Source organism: Streptomyces sp. NPDC096176, from assembly GCF_044763255.1.
Lineage (GTDB): Bacteria > Actinomycetota > Actinomycetes > Streptomycetales > Streptomycetaceae > Streptomyces.
The window spans coordinates 178,891-193,399 of the sequence record NZ_JBIWFV010000003.1 but is presented as its reverse complement, the minus strand read 5'-3'; the positions used below and the strand labels follow the sequence as shown (position 1 = coordinate 193,399).

At 70.0% G+C, this 14,509-nt stretch carries 15 protein-coding genes and 1 pseudogene; 9 read left to right on the top strand and 7 right to left on the bottom strand.

Annotated elements, in window-relative coordinates:
• Positions 1-66 precede the first annotated feature (66 nt).
• Positions 67-789, top strand: coding sequence for a lysophospholipid acyltransferase family protein (locus ACIQ7Q_RS09600; protein ID WP_403858356.1), 723 nt, complete (start codon positions 67-69; stop codon positions 787-789).
• A gap of 53 nt (positions 790-842) precedes the next feature.
• Here the strand turns inward: ACIQ7Q_RS09600 and ACIQ7Q_RS09595 are convergent.
• From ACIQ7Q_RS09595 to ACIQ7Q_RS09580, 4 genes and pseudogenes are all read right to left on the bottom strand, one after another.
• Positions 843-995: pseudogene (locus ACIQ7Q_RS09595) on the bottom strand (cytoplasmic protein); the annotation flags it as partial.
• Positions 996-1,109: 114 nt separating this feature from the next.
• Entirely contained in the window at positions 1,110-2,189 is a 1,080-nt protein-coding gene (locus ACIQ7Q_RS09590) for a threonine aldolase family protein (RefSeq protein WP_403858354.1), read from the bottom strand.
• Positions 2,168-2,950: an SDR family NAD(P)-dependent oxidoreductase gene (locus ACIQ7Q_RS09585; protein ID WP_403858352.1), complete on the bottom strand. Its 783-nt coding sequence runs from the start codon at positions 2,948-2,950 to the stop codon at positions 2,168-2,170. The genes ACIQ7Q_RS09590 and ACIQ7Q_RS09585 overlap by 22 nt, the downstream gene beginning before the upstream one ends.
• On the bottom strand, positions 2,947-4,344 hold the full coding sequence (locus ACIQ7Q_RS09580; RefSeq protein ID WP_403858350.1) for a DUF6421 family protein: 1,398 nt from the start codon (positions 4,342-4,344) through the stop codon (positions 2,947-2,949). The genes ACIQ7Q_RS09585 and ACIQ7Q_RS09580 overlap by 4 nt, the downstream gene beginning before the upstream one ends.
• Positions 4,345-4,732: 388 nt before the next feature.
• Between ACIQ7Q_RS09580 and ACIQ7Q_RS09575 the strand changes: the two genes are divergently transcribed.
• A complete protein-coding gene (locus tag ACIQ7Q_RS09575; RefSeq protein WP_403858348.1) occupies positions 4,733-5,416 on the top strand; it encodes a glycerophosphodiester phosphodiesterase in 684 nt (227 codons plus the stop codon).
• Positions 5,417-5,546: 130 nt separating this feature from the next.
• Here ACIQ7Q_RS09575 and ACIQ7Q_RS09570 read toward each other — a convergent pair whose 3' ends face one another.
• Positions 5,547-6,107, bottom strand: a complete 561-nt coding sequence (locus ACIQ7Q_RS09570; RefSeq protein WP_403858346.1) for a GNAT family N-acetyltransferase — start codon at positions 6,105-6,107, stop codon at positions 5,547-5,549.
• A gap of 206 nt (positions 6,108-6,313) precedes the next feature.
• On the opposite strand from ACIQ7Q_RS09570, the gene ACIQ7Q_RS09565 reads away from it, so the two are divergent.
• The 5 genes from ACIQ7Q_RS09565 to ACIQ7Q_RS09545 all read left to right on the top strand — a co-directional run bounded on the left by ACIQ7Q_RS09565 (position 6,314) and on the right by ACIQ7Q_RS09545 (position 10,225).
• Positions 6,314-6,877 (top strand): DUF5134 domain-containing protein, encoded by a 564-nt coding sequence (locus ACIQ7Q_RS09565; RefSeq protein WP_403858344.1) that lies wholly within the window; start codon positions 6,314-6,316, stop codon positions 6,875-6,877.
• Positions 6,878-6,994: 117 nt separating this feature from the next.
• Positions 6,995-7,930: a M56 family metallopeptidase gene (locus ACIQ7Q_RS09560; protein WP_403858342.1), complete on the top strand. Its 936-nt coding sequence runs from the start codon at positions 6,995-6,997 to the stop codon at positions 7,928-7,930.
• A gap of 28 nt (positions 7,931-7,958) precedes the next feature.
• On the top strand, positions 7,959-8,651 hold the full coding sequence (locus tag ACIQ7Q_RS09555; protein ID WP_403858340.1) for a phosphatase PAP2 family protein: 693 nt from the start codon (positions 7,959-7,961) through the stop codon (positions 8,649-8,651).
• Between the two features lie 18 nt (positions 8,652-8,669).
• Positions 8,670-9,380, top strand: coding sequence for an HAD family hydrolase (locus tag ACIQ7Q_RS09550; protein WP_403858338.1), 711 nt, complete (start codon positions 8,670-8,672; stop codon positions 9,378-9,380).
• Positions 9,381-9,571: 191 nt separating this feature from the next.
• Positions 9,572-10,225 (top strand): TetR/AcrR family transcriptional regulator, encoded by a 654-nt coding sequence (locus ACIQ7Q_RS09545; protein WP_403858336.1) that lies wholly within the window; start codon positions 9,572-9,574, stop codon positions 10,223-10,225.
• Here ACIQ7Q_RS09545 and ACIQ7Q_RS09540 read toward each other — a convergent pair.
• Complete coding sequence (locus tag ACIQ7Q_RS09540) at positions 10,201-11,712, bottom strand: LVIVD repeat-containing protein (RefSeq protein ID WP_403858335.1); 1,512 nt, start codon at positions 11,710-11,712, stop codon at positions 10,201-10,203. The two genes, ACIQ7Q_RS09545 and ACIQ7Q_RS09540, sit on opposite strands and share 25 nt — an antisense overlap.
• Positions 11,713-11,891: 179 nt before the next feature.
• Here ACIQ7Q_RS09540 and ACIQ7Q_RS09535 point away from each other — a divergent pair, with 179 nt between their 5' ends.
• Complete coding sequence (locus ACIQ7Q_RS09535) at positions 11,892-12,557, top strand: DUF305 domain-containing protein (RefSeq protein WP_403858333.1); 666 nt, start codon at positions 11,892-11,894, stop codon at positions 12,555-12,557.
• A 150-nt stretch (positions 12,558-12,707) separates the two neighbouring features.
• A complete protein-coding gene (locus tag ACIQ7Q_RS09530) occupies positions 12,708-14,081 on the top strand; it encodes an FAD-dependent oxidoreductase (protein WP_403858331.1) in 1,374 nt (457 codons plus the stop codon).
• A 48-nt stretch (positions 14,082-14,129) separates the two neighbouring features.
• Here the strand turns inward: ACIQ7Q_RS09530 and ACIQ7Q_RS09525 are convergent, their stop codons facing one another.
• On the bottom strand, positions 14,130-14,480 hold the full coding sequence (locus ACIQ7Q_RS09525; RefSeq protein WP_403858329.1) for an ArsR/SmtB family transcription factor: 351 nt from the start codon (positions 14,478-14,480) through the stop codon (positions 14,130-14,132).
• Positions 14,481-14,509 lie beyond the last annotated feature (29 nt).

Below are 14,509 nucleotides of genomic sequence, written 5' to 3'. Positions count from 1 at the left end.
AACCTACGGCGGCGTAACTTCCACCGGGCGAACCCTCCCCGGGCATGACGAAAGGGTCCTCCCCCCATGGCAGAGCTCGTCTATCGGCCGGTCATCGGCGCCGCTCGTACGATGTTCAAGGCGCTCGACCTGAAGATCGACACTCAGGGGTCGGAGAATATTCCGCGAACCGGCGGAGCAGTGCTGGTCAGTAATCACATCAGCTATCTGGACTTCATCTTCACCGGCCTCGGCGCCCTGCCGCAGAAGCGTCTGGTCCGCTTCATGGCGAAGGACTCGGTCTTCCGGCACAAGATTTCCGGGCCGCTGATGCGGGGCATGAAGCACATCCCGGTGGACCGCAAGCAGGGCGAGGCGGCCTATGCGCACGCGCTGGACTCGCTGCGCTCGGGCGAGATCATCGGCGTCTTCCCGGAGGCGACGATCTCCCAGTCGTTCACGCTGAAGTCGTTCAAGTCCGGTGCCGCCCGGCTCGCGCAGGAGGCCGGCGTGCCGCTCATCCCGATGGCGCTGTGGGGCACCCAGCGACTGTGGACCAAGGGACGGCCGCGCAACTTCAAGCGGTCGCACATCCCGGTGACGATCCGGGTGGGCGAGCCCGTCGAGGCGCCCGCCGACCAGTACGCGGGCGCGATCACCCGCCGGCTGCGCGAGGGGGTGCAGGAGCTGCTGGAGGCGGCGCAGCGCGCCTATCCGGTGCGCCCCAAGGACGCGACCGACACCTGGTGGGTGCCCGCGCACCTCGGCGGTACGGCCCCGACGCCTGCAGAGGTCCGCGAGGCCCACTAGACCCCGCGAGGGCGCACGTCGGCCCGGACCGCGGCCGACACGCCCCGGGGCAGTCAGACCCGGCGGTGGACGGTGATTCGCGCCCCCGGGCTCAACTTCTCCAGCGATCCGGCGAGTTCGGCGGCTGCGGCCTCGAGCTCGCCGTCCACCTCCGGAGCCATTCCCTCGAGCAGCAACAGCCCGTTCACCGACCCCTCGGTGAGACGCTGTTGAACCTTCGTCGAGGCGGGCGCAAGGAAACGGCCCGCGCAAGAAAACGGCCGATCGACAGTCAATGACTTTTCGATCGGCCGTCCCCTCTGCACGCTGGAAAGCGCGGGCTAGCGCGCCATCTCTTCCTTGAGCGCCTGCACAAAGGCGTCCACGTCCTCTTCCGTGGTGTCGAACGAGCACATCCAGCGCACGTCGCCGGCCGCCTCGTCCCAGAAGTAGAAGCGGAACCGCTTCTGAAGTCGCTCGCTCACTTCGTGCGGGAGGCGGGCGAAGACGGCGTTTGCCTGCACCGGGTAGAGGATCTCCACGCCGTCCACCTGGTGCACACCGGCGGCGAGCCGCTGGGCCATCTCGTTGGAGTGGCGGGCGTTGCGCAGCCACAGGTCCTTGGCGAGCAGCGCTTCCAACTGCACCGAGACGAAACGCATCTTGGAGGCGAGCTGCATGGACAGCTTGCGCAGATGTTTCATGTGGCTGACCGCGTCCGGGTTCAGAACGACGACCGCTTCACCGAAGAGCATGCCGTTCTTGGTGCCGCCGAAGGTCATGACGTCGACACCGGCGGCGTTGGTGAACGTCCTCATCGGGACGTCCAGCGAGGCCGCGGCGTTGGCTATCCGTGCCCCGTCGAGGTGGACCTTCATGCCGTGGCCGTGCGCGTGTTCGACGATCGCGCGGATCTCGTCCACGGTGTAGACCGTGCCGAGTTCCGTGTTCTGGGTGATCGACACGACCTGCGGCATCGCACGGTGCTCGTCGTCCCAGCCCCACGCCTGGCGGTCGATGAGCTCGGGGGTGAGCTTGCCGTCCGGCGTCGGTACGGTCAGCAGCTTCAGGCCGCCCATCCGTTCCGGAGCGCCGCCCTCATCGACGTTGATGTGTGCGGTCTCGGCGCAGATCACGGCGCCCCAGCGGTCGGTGAGGGCCTGGAGGGCCGTCACATTGGCGCCGGTGCCGTTGAAGACCGGGAAGGCCTCCGCCGTCGGGCCGAAGTGGCTGTGCATGATCCGCCGGAGGTGGTCGGTGTACTCGTCCCCGCCGTAGGCGACCTGGTGGCCTCCGTTGGCGAGGGCGAGCGCCGCGAGCACCTCGGGGTGGGCGCCCGCGTAGTTGTCGCTGGCGAACCCGCGCACGGACGGATCGTGGTGGCGCCGGGCGTCGGTCTTCACGGTTTGGGGGTCAGCCACAGACGCTGTCCATTCACTTCCGGGGCGGGCCGGTCCCAGACTCCGGCGATGGCCTCGGCCAGCTCCGTCACGTCGGTGAAGCCCGCGAACTTCGCATTCGGGCGCTCGGCGCGCATCGCGTCGTGCACCAGTGCCTTGACGACCAGAATGGCAGCCGCCGACGTGGGGCCCTGCTCGCCCCCCGCCTTGCGGAAGGCGTCGGCGAGGGCCAGCGTCCACGCCTCGGCGGCGGCCTTGGCCGCCGCGTAGGCGGCGTTGCCCGCGGTGGGGTTGGAGGCGCCGGCCGCGCTGATCAGCACATAGCGGCCCTTGTCGCTGCGCTGCAGCCCCTCGTGGAAGGCCAGCGAGGTGTTCTGGACGGTGCGGATCAGCAGCTTCTCGAGCAGTTCCCAGTCCGCGGGGTTGGTCTCGGCGAACGTGGCACCGCCGCGCCAGCCGCCGACGAGGTGGACCAGACCGTCGATCCGCCCGAACTCCTTCTCCGTCTTGTTGGCCCAGTCGCGGGCGGCGTCCAGGTCGAGCAGGTCGACGGTGTCACCGGTGACAGTGGCCCCGCCGTGGGCGTACCTGGCGGCGTCCACCGCCTCGGCGAGCCGCTGGGGGTCGGCGTCGGAGGCGACGACGACGGCGCCCGCCTCCGCCAGCCTCAGCAGCGCGGCCCGGCCGGCCGGGCCGGCCGCACCCGCCACTGCGACCACTGCGCCGTCCAGAGCACCGCTGCCGTTGGTCTTCATGGTCGCCTCCTGGATGCGAGAGCTCATGCGGCAGCGCCGGAAGCGGAAGCGGCGGTGATCCCCTTGGTGGAGGCGATCACGTTCTTCAGCTTCTTGGAAAGCGCCTCATAGAACATGCTCAGCGGAAACTCGTCCGGAAGCACGTCGTCGACGAGCTTGCGGGGCGGCTGGGACAGGTCGAGAGCGTCGGGGCCCTTGGCCCAGCGCGAGCCCGGGTGGGGCGCCAGGTAGGTGGAGACCAGTTCGTACGCGGCGAACCAGTGGACCAGCTTGGGGCGGTCGATGCCGTCGCGGTAGAGCTGCTCGATCTCACCGCAGAGCTGGTTGGTGACCTGCGGGGCACGCTCCCAGTCAATCTTCAGGGTGTTGTCCGTCCAGCGGACGACATCGTGCTTGTGCAGGTACGCGAAGAGGAGCTGGCCGCCGAGGCCGTCGTAGTTGCGGACCCGGTCGCCGGAGACGGGGAAGCGGAACATCCGGTCGAAGAGCACCGCGTACTGGACGTCGCGGCCGTGCTGGTTGCCCTCGGCCTCCAGCTTCACGGCCTCCTTGAACGCGGTGAGGTCGCAGCGCAGCTCCTCCAGGCCGTACATCCAGAACGGCTGGCGCTGCTTGATCATGAACGGGTCGAAGGGCAGGTCGCCATGGCTGTGGGTGCGGTCGTGGACCATGTCCCAGAGCACGAAGGCCTGCTCGCAGCGCTTCTGGTCGGCGACCATCTCGCGGATGTCGTCGGGCAGCTCCAGGGCGAGCACGCGCACGGCCTCTTCGGTGACGGCGCGGAAGCGGGCGGCCTCGCGGTCGCAGAAGATGCCGCCCCAGGTGAAGCGCTCGGGCGCCTCGCGCACAGCGATGGTCTCGGGGAAGAGCACCGCGGAGTTCGTGTCGTAACCGGCGGTGAAGTCCTCGAAGGTGATGCCGCAGAAGAGCGGGTTGTCGTACCGGGTGCGCTCCAGCTCGGAGAGCCACTCCGGCCACACCATCCGAAGGACGACGGCCTCGAGATTGCGGTCGGGATTCCCGTTCTGCGTGTACATCGGGAAGACGACCAGGTGCTGGAGGCCGTCCTCGCGGTCCGCTGCCGGGTGGAAGGCGAGCAGCGAGTCCAGGAAGTCCGGCACCTCGAAGCCCGCACCGGCCCACTTGCGCAGGTCGGCCACGAGGGCGCGGTGGTACGCGGCGTCGTGCGGGAGCAGCCGGGACAGGTCCTCCACGGCGCCGATCACACGGTCGAGGGCGGCCTCCACCGTGGCTCGGCCCGGCGCATCCTCTGCGTCGAAGTCGATCGAGCCGTCCTTGGACTGCCAGGGACGGATCTGCTCGACGGCATTCTTGAGCGTCGGCCAGCTCGGGTGCTCGATCACCCTGTCGGCCCGGGATATGTCCCCTGCGGCCACGTCCTGCACAAGAATTTCCGTCATGTCACTTCCTTCACGGGAGAACCTCGCGTCAAGACACCGTATCCATGCGCGGTTCTCTCTCACAAGTAGAGGCTTGGGAAATTATCCTGCGCGACCCCCCTGATCGCCGCAGTTTTTGCGGCGAGAGACACGTGAGGCGGCTGCATCGGCGGCCCTGGTCGGGACCGAGGGTGATCGCTCCGTCAATCCGCCTCAGGACGCGCCCACCCGCGGGTGAAGCGCCCCGACGGCCGGGCCCCCGCGGTGCGCGGACACGGCCCGGGCACGGCTTCCGGACACCCCGCGCGAGAGCGGTTACGTCACCGGGACAGGCCGTTAGGCTGCGTCCTTACCGCCGGGCGCCAGGCTGCGCCCCGCGGGAGCCGCCGTCGACGGAAGCGAGAGAATCTTGACTTTCCTCACCATCGGTCATCGCGGGGTCATGGGCGTCGAGCCGGAGAACACCCTGCGTTCCTTCGTCCGCGCCGAGGAGTCCGGCATGGACGCCATCGAGCTGGATCTGCACCTGAGCAAGGACGGCGCACTCGCCGTCATGCACGACGCCGACGTCGACCGCACGACCGACGGCCACGGCCCGATCGCCGAGAAGACCCTCGCCGAACTGCGCCAGCTCGACGCGGGCGGGGGCGAGCGGGTGCCGGTGTTCGAGGAGGTCCTCGACGCCGTGAAGTCCCCGATCCAGGCGGAGATCAAGGACGTGGCCGCGGCGCGCGCGCTGGCCGAGGTGATGCACAGGCGGGATCTGGTGCCGCGCGTTGAGGTGTCCTCGTTCCACGACGAGGCGATCGCCGAGATCTCGGCGCTGGTGCCGGGTGTGCGCACTGTGCTGATCGCCAGCCGCTGGGGAGCCGACATCGTGGAGCGGGCAAAGACGGTGGGCGCGCACTGCCTGGCGTTGAACATCCGCCGGCTGACGCTGGAGACCGTCGAGCGAGCCCACGCCGAAGGGCTGCGGGTGATCGGCTGGGTGGTCAACACACAGGATCACCTGCGGCTGGTGCGCGCTCTCGAGCTGGACGGCGCGACGACCGACTTCCCCGAGATCCGGCGGACCGGCCGCTTCACGGCCTGACGGCCGCCGTCCGTGCGAGGCCTCACCGGCCTCGCACGAGATCCCTCGCCAGGGGCGTTCAACCGCCCGGTACGAGATCCCTCGCCGGGGGCGTTCAACCGCCCGGTACGAGGTCACTCGCCAGAGGCCTTCACCCGATCCGTACGAGGTCCTTCACCAGCAGCTCGAAGGCGAGGTCATCGCGCTGCGGGATACCGAAGCGCTCGTCGCCGTACGGGAAGGGGCTCATCCGACCCGTACGACGGTATCCGCGGCGCTCGTACCAGGCGATGAGCTCCTCGCGCACGGAGATCACCGTCATGTGCATCTGCGTGACGCCCCATGTCCGGCGCGCGCTGCGCTCCGCCTCCGCGATGATCCGGCGGCCCAGACCCGCACCCTGGAGTTCGGGGCGCACCGCGAACATGCCGAAGTAGGCTGCCTCGCCGCGGTGCTCGAGCTGGCAGCAGGCGATCGGCACGCCGTCGCGTTCCACGATCATCAGCCGACTGCCGGGCGCCGTGATGACCTCGAGGACGCCCTGCGGATCGGTGCGCTGCCCGGCGAGGATGTCAGCCTCCGTGGTCCAGCCCGCTCGGCTCGAGTCACCGCGGTACGCCGACTCGATCAGCGGGACGAGTACCGGGACATCGGCCTCGACCGCGTCGCGGTAGGTGAGTTCGCCGGAGTCCTTCGGCGGTGCGGTGTCCATCTGGCGGGCCCTCCCTCTCCCTGTGTGCAGAGGCCACGACACTATCCCGCCCCGCGGCCCGGCCTTCGGGCCGGTCACCGCCGCGGCGGCGCTTCTGCGCCCTCGTCGCGCTCCCCCTGTACCCCCGTGCGCTCGCGTACGAAGCGCGCCTCGGGGCATCGAGTTCTCGACCGCCGTGGAACGCCGGCCGGAGGGGGAGGTGCGCCGTGCACGGACCAGGGATGTCCGGCTGGCTGCTCATGGTTCTGTGCGCCGCGACCGGGGCGTACTGCCTGGTGCGGATGCGCAGATCCTCCGGGCGGGCGCGGGAGGCGGCCGGAGCGGAGGCGCTGATGGGTTTCGGCATGGCCGCGATGTCGGTTCCCGCCACCGTGTTCACATCGCCGCGGTGGCACTGGGTGGTGTACGCGGCGGTCTTCGGCGCGGCCGCGGTTCGGGCCGTGCGGCCACGGCGGCACGCGGGCCGTCACCTGCACCATGTGGTCGGCTGCCTCGCGATGATCTACATGGCGGTGGCCATGGCCACCGGCGGCACATACGGAGGCCACGGCGGACACGCGACGGGTGGAGTGCCCGTCGTCACGGGCGCACTGCTCGTCTACTTCACCGTGTACGCGCTGAGATCGGGCCCCCAGCTGCTGATACCGCTCGCCACCGTCGGGGGTGGCGCGCTCGTGATTCAGACCTCCCCGGGGTCACCGTCGACTCTCGTGCCCGCCTGCAGACTCTCGATGGCGATCGCCATGCTGGCAATGCTGCTGGCTCTCTGAGCGGGACCGCGACGGCCGGCTGCGCCGCCCGGCAGGGCGTCGATCACACCGTGGCGTGCGTCACTTGACGTACGCGGCCATACCCGCAAGTAGCCCCGCGCTCATAGGCTGCAGTCCATGATGGTCTCGCTTGCGCTGCTCATGCTCGGCGCACTGGCCGCCGTCGTCGCACCGCGCCTGTTGTCGCGTGCCGACTGGCCGGAGCGCGAGCCCGTAGTCGCCCTCTGGGTGTGGCAGTGCATCGTGGCTGCCGTGCTGCTGTCGTTCGCGCTGTCGATGACCTTGAGTGCGGCCGCCGCGTGGCAGCTCGTGCGAGGCCGTGTCTTCGCGTCCGCGCCGACCGGGGTCGTCGAGGCGTACGCCCTGGGAGCCGGCGAGCCGTGGTCCGCGGTGCTCGCCGTGATCCTGGCCTGCGGCGGTCTGTGGACCGGCGCCATGCTTGCCCGGGAGATCCGCAGGTCCCATCTGCTGCGCAGGCGCCGTCGTACCGAGCTCCTCGTGCGCTCCCCGCTGATGCCCGGCGAGGTGCCCGGCAGCGAGCCGCTGGTCGTCCTGGAGGGCGAGCGGCCCGACGCGTGGTGGCTGCCGGGCCCGGCCCCCCAACTGGTGATCACCACGGCCGCGTTGCGCCGCCTGGAGGGCCGCCGGCTCGACGCCGTCCTCGCCCACGAGCAGGGCCATGCCCGGGCCCGGCACGACTGGCTGCTGCACTGCTCCGCCGCCCTGGCCAATGGCTTTCCGCGGATCCCGGTGTTCGCCGCGTTCCGTGATGAGATGCACCGGCTGGTCGAGCTGGCGGCGGACGACGTCGCCTCGCGGCGCTTCGGCCGGCTGACGATCGCCCTGGCGCTGGTGGACCTGAATGAGGAGCGCGGGGTGTTCGGGCCGTGTCCCACCCCGGACGCGGAGTTGCCGCACCGGGTGAACCGGCTGCTGGCACCGGTCTCCCGGCTCACCCCGGCCCGTCGGCTGCGGCTGACGGCCGCCGCCGCCCTGGTGCCGGTGGTGCCGCTGCTGGTGGCCTTCGTCCCGGGGCTGCGCGCGCTGGGATAGATGACCACGAAAGGGACAGGATCTGTTCATGTCCTCCCTCCACCCCACCCGCACCTCCTCCCCCACGACGCGACCGGGCCCGGCGGCCGGCCCCGCGCGCGTCTGCGCCGTGTTCGCTGCCCTGTCCGCACTGCTGCTGGTGCCCGTCGCCCTCTCGTGGGCCCCGCTGATGTCCTTCGACCGGGCGGTCGTGGACGCGCTCCACGGCTCCGCCGTGACCGAACCGACGTTCACACAGGTCAATCGCGTTCTGACCGACTGGGTGTGGGACCCGTGGACGATGCGGTTGCTGTCCGCGGTGGCCGTCGTATGGCTGTGGCTCCGCAGGGAACGTCTCCTCGCCGCCTGGGTGGCGGTGACGAGCACCGCCGCGACGGCCCTCCAGCAGGCCGTGAAGGCCGTCGTGGGACGTGATCGGCCCCAGTGGCCCGACCCTGTCGACTCGGCCCACTACGCGGCCTTTCCGTCCGGGCACGCGATGACGGCCGTGGTCACGTGCGGGCTGCTGCTCTGGCTGTCGCGGCGGTGGGGCACCGCGGGACGTGTCTGGGCATGGTGCGTGGTGGCCGCCGCCGTCTCCGTGGCGGGGGTCGGCTTCACCCGGCTCTACCTGGGCGTCCACTGGCCCTCGGACGTGATCGGCGGCTGGCTGCTCGGCGTATGCGTCGTTGCTCTCGCCGTGGCCACGTACGAGCGCACGGTCTTGTCCCGCGGACGCTGACCCGCCGAAGATCGGGCCATGGTGCTCAAAACTGTGCTCTTCGACTTCTCGGGGACGCTGTTCCGCATCGAGTCGGCGCGCGACTGGCTGCGTGCCGTACTCGACGAGCGCGGACACTCCATGGCGGGGAACGAACTGGACGAGTGCGCCGTGAGGTTGGAGGCGGCCGGCGCACTGCCGGGAGGGGCCCCTCCCCGGCGCCTACCCCGCCCTCTGACTGACCTGTGGGCGGTGCGGGACACGAGTACGGAGCGGCACAGGGCCGCGTACACCGGTCTCGCACGCGAGGTGCCCCTGCCGGACGACGGCATGTACGACGCGCTCTACGACCGCCATATGACGGCTCGGGCGTGGCATCCCTACCCCGACGCGGCCGAGGTACTGCGCGGCCTGCGAGAGCGGGGCGTCGGCGTCGGTGTGGTCAGCAACATCGGCTGGGATCTGCGGCCGGTCTTCCGTGCTCACGGCCTGGACCCGCTGGTCGACACGTACACGCTGTCGTTCGAGCACGGCGTGCAGAAACCTGATGCGCGGATCTTCCGGTCGGCGTGCGAGGGCCTCGGCCGTGATCCGCGCGAGGTGTTGATGGTGGGGGACGATCGACGCGCCGACGGCGGGGCCGCCGATCTGGGCTGCGAGGTCCACTTCGTGGACCACCTGCCGACGTCGGAGCGGCCCGCGGGGCTCCGTCCGGTGCTCGAGGCCGTGGACCGGAGCGCCGCGCGGTAGGGAACCCGGAACGCCGCACCGTAGGAGACGGCGAGGGGCTGTAGGAGACTGAAGGCAGAACAAAGCCACCCGAACCGGACGATCCCCCGCGTCGCCCGGTTCGGGCAGCAGACCGCCGACCTGCCCCGAAGGCCGGACGGCGGGACGCGCTGAGTATATTGGCTGAGAGCCAGTCAACGCAGGAGTCAAGCATGTCCCCGCGGAGCGCATCGGTCAATGAAGAGCTTCGTCGACGTTCTCGCGAGCGGCTTCTGCAAGCGACGGTGGAGCTCGTCGACGAGCGCGGTTACGAAGCCACCACGCTCGGCGACATCGCCGACCGGGCGGGTTCCGCACGCGGGCTGGTCTCGTACTACTTCCCGGGCAAGCGTCAGCTGCTTCAGTCGGCCGTGCACCGGCTGATGCACCGGACGCTCGAAGCGGCGCTGGAACGTGAGCCGCATACCGAAGACGGGCGTGAGCGGCTGGCGCGGGCCATCGACGCCATTCTCGGCCTCGCCGTCGACCACCCCGTGCTGATGCGCACACACATGGCGGGGATCCTTCAGGCCGACGGATTCGTGCAGTGCCCGGAGCAGCAGCGGCTCGCCGCCCTGCTGAAGGACACGGTGCAGCGCTACGGATCGCGGGACGTCGACAGGGACTATCCCCTGCTGCGTGCGCTGCTGATGGGAGCGGTCTTCGCGGTGCTGCTGCCCGGCGTGCCGATGCCCCGGGCACGGCTGCGCGCGGAGTTGTTCCAGCGGTACGGGCTGGAGTGGGAGCTCGGCGCCCCGCCGGACGATTTCCCGTCCGGCGGGGCACCTGGGCACATCCCGGATCAGTCGTCGAAGTCGTCGAAGTAGTCCGGCTGCGTCTGCACATTGAGCTCGTGCATGCGCACCTTCTTGCCGGCGTCGGTGCGCCGGTCGCTGAGCTTCAGCACGTCGAAGCCCTTGGCCATGTCGTTCGAGTAGATGTAGCCGTTGTAGTAGTACGCGGACCAGGATCCACCGCTGGAGATGGTGGTGGCGCTCAGCGGGCCGCGCTCGAAGTAGGCGATCTCCTTGGGCTTCGAGGAGTTGGTGAAGTCCCAGACGGAGACGCCGCCCTGGTACCAGGCCTGGACCATGATGTCGCGGCCCTTGACCGGGATCAGCGAGCCGTTGTGCGCCACGCAGTTCTCGGTGTCGGCCTGGTGGCGCGGGATCTTGAAGTAGCTGCGGAAGACAAGCTGGCGCCGGTCGCCCTTGCCCACGATGTCGTAGATGCCGTCGGCGCCGCGGTCCGGGCCGATCTCGGCGTTGCAGGTGGCCGCGCCGCCGCCGCCGAGCTCATCGGTGAAGATGACCTTGTCCGCCCGCTGGTTGAAGGTCGCCGAGTGCCAGAACGCGAAGTTGACGTTGTCCTGGACGCGGTCGATGACCTTCGGGTGCTCCGGGTCCTCGATGTCGAAGAGGATGCCGTCACCCATGCAGGCACCCGCCGCCAGGTCCTTGGAGGGCAGGACCGTGATGTCGTGGCAGCCGGTGGTCTTGGAGACGCCGGGGTTGGTGGGTGAACCCGGGTTGCCGCCGCCGTCGGGACCCTCACCGGGGAAGAGCACCGGGAAGTTCACGATGGCCGACTTCTCCGGCGCCTTGCGCGGCACCTTGATGACGGAGATTCCGTCGTGAGGCGGCTGGCAGTCGGGGAACGCCGCGTTCGGCGAGTACGAGGAGACGTACACGTAGACGTTCCTGCGCTCCGGCACCAGCGTGTGCGTGTGCGAGCCGCACGCCGTCTCGACAGCCGCGACGTACTTCGGGTTCCGCTTGTCGCTGATGTCGAAGATCTTCATGCCCTCCCAGGACGACTTCTCGGTCGCCGGCTGCGAGGTGCTGTTGCAGGAGTTGTCGCTCCGCGAGGAGTCGGTGGACAGGAAGAGCAGGTCACCGGAGACGCTGATGTCGTTCTGCGACCCCGGACACAGGACCTGCGAAACGGTTGTGGGCTTCTTCGGGTTGCTGATGTCGAAGATGCGGAAGCCGTCGTAGTTGCCTGCGAAGGCGTACCGGCCCTGGAAGGCCAGGTCCGAGTTGGTGCCCGCGAGCGCATCCTTCGGGATGTTCGTCACATGCTCGATGTTGTCGCTGTGGACGACCTCGTCCACGCCGGGTATCTCGCCGTTCCGGATGGCCGACCTGGTGTCCGCCGCCTGACCGGCGGAGACCTTCTCCCGGGCAGTCGCGTCGCCCGGGTCGGGGACGGCAACCGCTGGTCCCGACGCCAGCAGTGTGGCGAGAAGTCCGGCCGCGGCCGCGCCGACACCCAGTCGTCTGCGTCGCACTTGGGTGGTGTGCAACAAATTCACTGCGTCCTCCCCTGGTAGCCGTTCATGGTTGAACGGTTCACGGACCCAGGCAGTATGTTGCCTAGCATGCACATCTCAACAGATGGCAACACGGAAGTCATCAAGGTTTCTGATCAACGACACACGTGAAGTAAGTGAGGGCGGTCGTCGATGAGGCCCAAACTCCCCAGGAGGTAACCGTGTTGAACCGCCGCCCTACCAGGCCGGCCCACAGCTTCGCCGTGAGCGCGGCGGTCGCCGCGGCTCTACTCGCCCTGGGCGCCTGCGAGTCGGGATCCGACGGCTCATCCAAGGCGGCGGCATCCGGAGGGCCTTCCGTGGTGGCGCCCGGGAAGCCCGGCGAGCCGGCCAAGACCCTGTCCGCGGAGGAGGCCGCGAAGGCGGCACCCGACGACAGTCCCAATTCGGCGGACTTCGGCTATGCGCAGATGATGATCCTCCACCATGAGCAGGCCGTGGAGATGACCGCCCTCGTCCCGGGCCGCGCCGAGTCGACACAGGTGAAGCGCCTCGCGGAACGCATAGCCGCTGCGCAGAAGCCAGAGGTGGACGCGATGCGCGGCTGGTTGAAGAACAACAGCGGGGACGCCAAGGCGGGCGGACACGCGCACGACCACGGCGCGATGCCCGGAATGGCCACCGCCGCGCAGCTGAAGCAGCTGCGGGCAGCCAAGGGCGGAGCTTTCGACGAGCTCTTCCTGAAGCTCATGATCACTCATCACCAGGGGGCGATCACCATGGCCTCCGATGTCCTCTCCGACGGCAACAACGTCCTGGTCGAGGAGATGGCGAACGACGTGATCGCACAGCAGACCGCCGAGATCGGCCGGATGCGCGAGATGTGAGACGGGCGGACACGGCGGGCGGGCACGGCGCGCGGGCACCGGGCTCGGACACCCGGGGTCGGACACGCCGCAAGGAGACCCCGCCCAAGGCTCCCCAGCGATGCGATGCGATGCGATGCTGGAGTTCCCCCTGCGGGAAGGAGCGCAGCCGTGCTTCGCGTCGCCGTCGTCGGTTCCGGGCCCAGCGGCGTCTACGCCGCCCAGGCCCTCGTCCAGCAGACCGCCGTGCCGGATGTCCGGGTGCACATCCTGGACCGTCTCCCCTGCCCGTACGGACTGGTCCGCTACGGGGTGGCCCCCGACCACGAGAAGATCAAGTCGCTCCAGAACAATCTGCGGTCCGTGCTGGAGGACGAGCGGATCGACTTCCTGGGCAATGTCGAGGTGGGCGCGCACGGCCTCGGTCCCATGAAGCTCCTGGAGCTCTACCACGCGGTCGTGTACTGCGTCGGCGCCGCCAGGGACCGCAAACTCGGCATCCCCGGCGAGGAGCTGCCCGGTAGCCACTCGGCCACCGACTTCGTCTCCTGGTACAGCGCCCACCCCGACGCCGCGCCGGACGCCTTCACTCTCGGCGCACGGTCCGCAGTCGTCATCGGCGTGGGCAATGTGGCGGTGGACGTGGCACGCATCCTCGCGCGCGGCGCGGACGAGCTGCGCGCGACGGACGTCCCCCAGGCCGCACTCGGGTCACTGGCGGCAAGCCAGGTGCGCGACGTCTACATGGTGGGCAGGCGCGGACCGGCCGGAGCCAAGTTCACCACCAAGGAACTGCGGGAGCTGGGCGCCCTGCCCGCCGCGGACGTACTGGTGGACCCGGCGGACCTCGCGCTCGAACCTGCGTACGCCGATCCGGCGGCCGTGCCCGCGATCGTCCGCCGCAACCTCACCGTCGTACGCGAATGGGCCGCCCGCCCGCCGCAGGGCCGGCCGCGCCGTATCCATGTGCGGTTCTTCCTTCGGCCCGTGGCACTGCTGGAGCGTGACGGGCGGGTCGGCGGCGTCCGCTTCGAACGGACGGTGCCGGACGGCACGGGCGGCATCCGCGGCACCGGCGCGTACGAGGATGTGGAGGCGCAGCTGGTGCTGCGCGCGGTGGGCTACAAGGGCGTGCCGACGGAAGGTCTGCCGTTCGACGCCGAGCGCGGCGTGGTGCCCAATGCGGCGGGGCGGGTACTGCGGGACGGCGCCTTCTCGCCCGGCGAGTACGTGGCGGGGTGGATCAAACGGGGGCCGACCGGAGTGATCGGCAGCAACCGGCCGTGTGCGAAGGAGACGGTGAACTCGCTGCTCGACGACGCGTCGGCGCTCGCGCGGCGGCCGGTCGCCGCGGACCCCGTGGCCGAGCTGTGGGCCTCGGGGCACCGGCCGGTGCGGTGGACGGGATGGCTGGCCATCGAGGAGGCGGAGACGGCACTGGGCCGCAGCCTGGGGCGGTCGCGCGTCAAGATCTCCGACTGGGCGGGGCTGCTGAGCGCGGCGCACGTCGGGGGGCCGGACGATCCGGGCGACCGGGAGCAGTGACGCGGGCGGTGTCGCCTCGGCGGCCGGTCGGGGGGCGGCGGGGGCGTCTCAGGCGTCGCCGAGGCGTCGCGCCTGGCTTTCCGCCCCTTCGAGCACTCGGTCGAGCAGACCGGGGAACAGCGCGTCGAGGTCGTCGCGCCGCAGGCCGTTCATCTTCGCGGTGCCCTGGTAGGTCTGTCGGATCACGCCGTTCTCCCGGAGCACGCGGAAGTGGTGGGTCGTCGTCGACTTGGTGACGGGCAGGTCGATGTCCGAACAGGTCAGTTCGGCCTCACCGGCCGCGAGTTCTCTCACGACCCGCAGCCGCATGGGGTCCGCAAGCGCGTGGAGCACGTCCTCGAGGCGGATCTCGTCACGCGCGGGATGGGCGAGCACTCGGGGGCTGGTCACGGTGGTCACGGCGGCTCCGCTTCGTCCGGGGTTCCCAT

What these genes read in the sequence shown, in the direction of transcription:
- ACIQ7Q_RS09600 (WP_403858356.1), top strand. Translation starts at nt 67, where the DNA reads ATGGCAGAGCTCGTCTATCGGCCGGTCATCGGCGCCGCTCGTACGATG.
- ACIQ7Q_RS09585 (WP_403858352.1), bottom strand. Translation starts at nt 2,950, where the DNA reads ATGAGCTCTCGCATCCAGGAGGCGACCATGAAGACCAACGGCAGCGGT.
- ACIQ7Q_RS09580 (WP_403858350.1), bottom strand. Translation starts at nt 4,344, where the DNA reads ATGACGGAAATTCTTGTGCAGGACGTGGCCGCAGGGGACATATCCCGG.
- ACIQ7Q_RS09570 (WP_403858346.1), bottom strand. Translation starts at nt 6,107, where the DNA reads ATGGACACCGCACCGCCGAAGGACTCCGGCGAACTCACCTACCGCGAC.
- ACIQ7Q_RS09560 (WP_403858342.1), top strand. Translation starts at nt 6,995, where the DNA reads ATGATGGTCTCGCTTGCGCTGCTCATGCTCGGCGCACTGGCCGCCGTC.
- ACIQ7Q_RS09555 (WP_403858340.1), top strand. Translation starts at nt 7,959, where the DNA reads ATGTCCTCCCTCCACCCCACCCGCACCTCCTCCCCCACGACGCGACCG.
- ACIQ7Q_RS09550 (WP_403858338.1), top strand. Translation starts at nt 8,670, where the DNA reads ATGGTGCTCAAAACTGTGCTCTTCGACTTCTCGGGGACGCTGTTCCGC.
- ACIQ7Q_RS09545 (WP_403858336.1), top strand. Translation starts at nt 9,572, where the DNA reads ATGTCCCCGCGGAGCGCATCGGTCAATGAAGAGCTTCGTCGACGTTCT.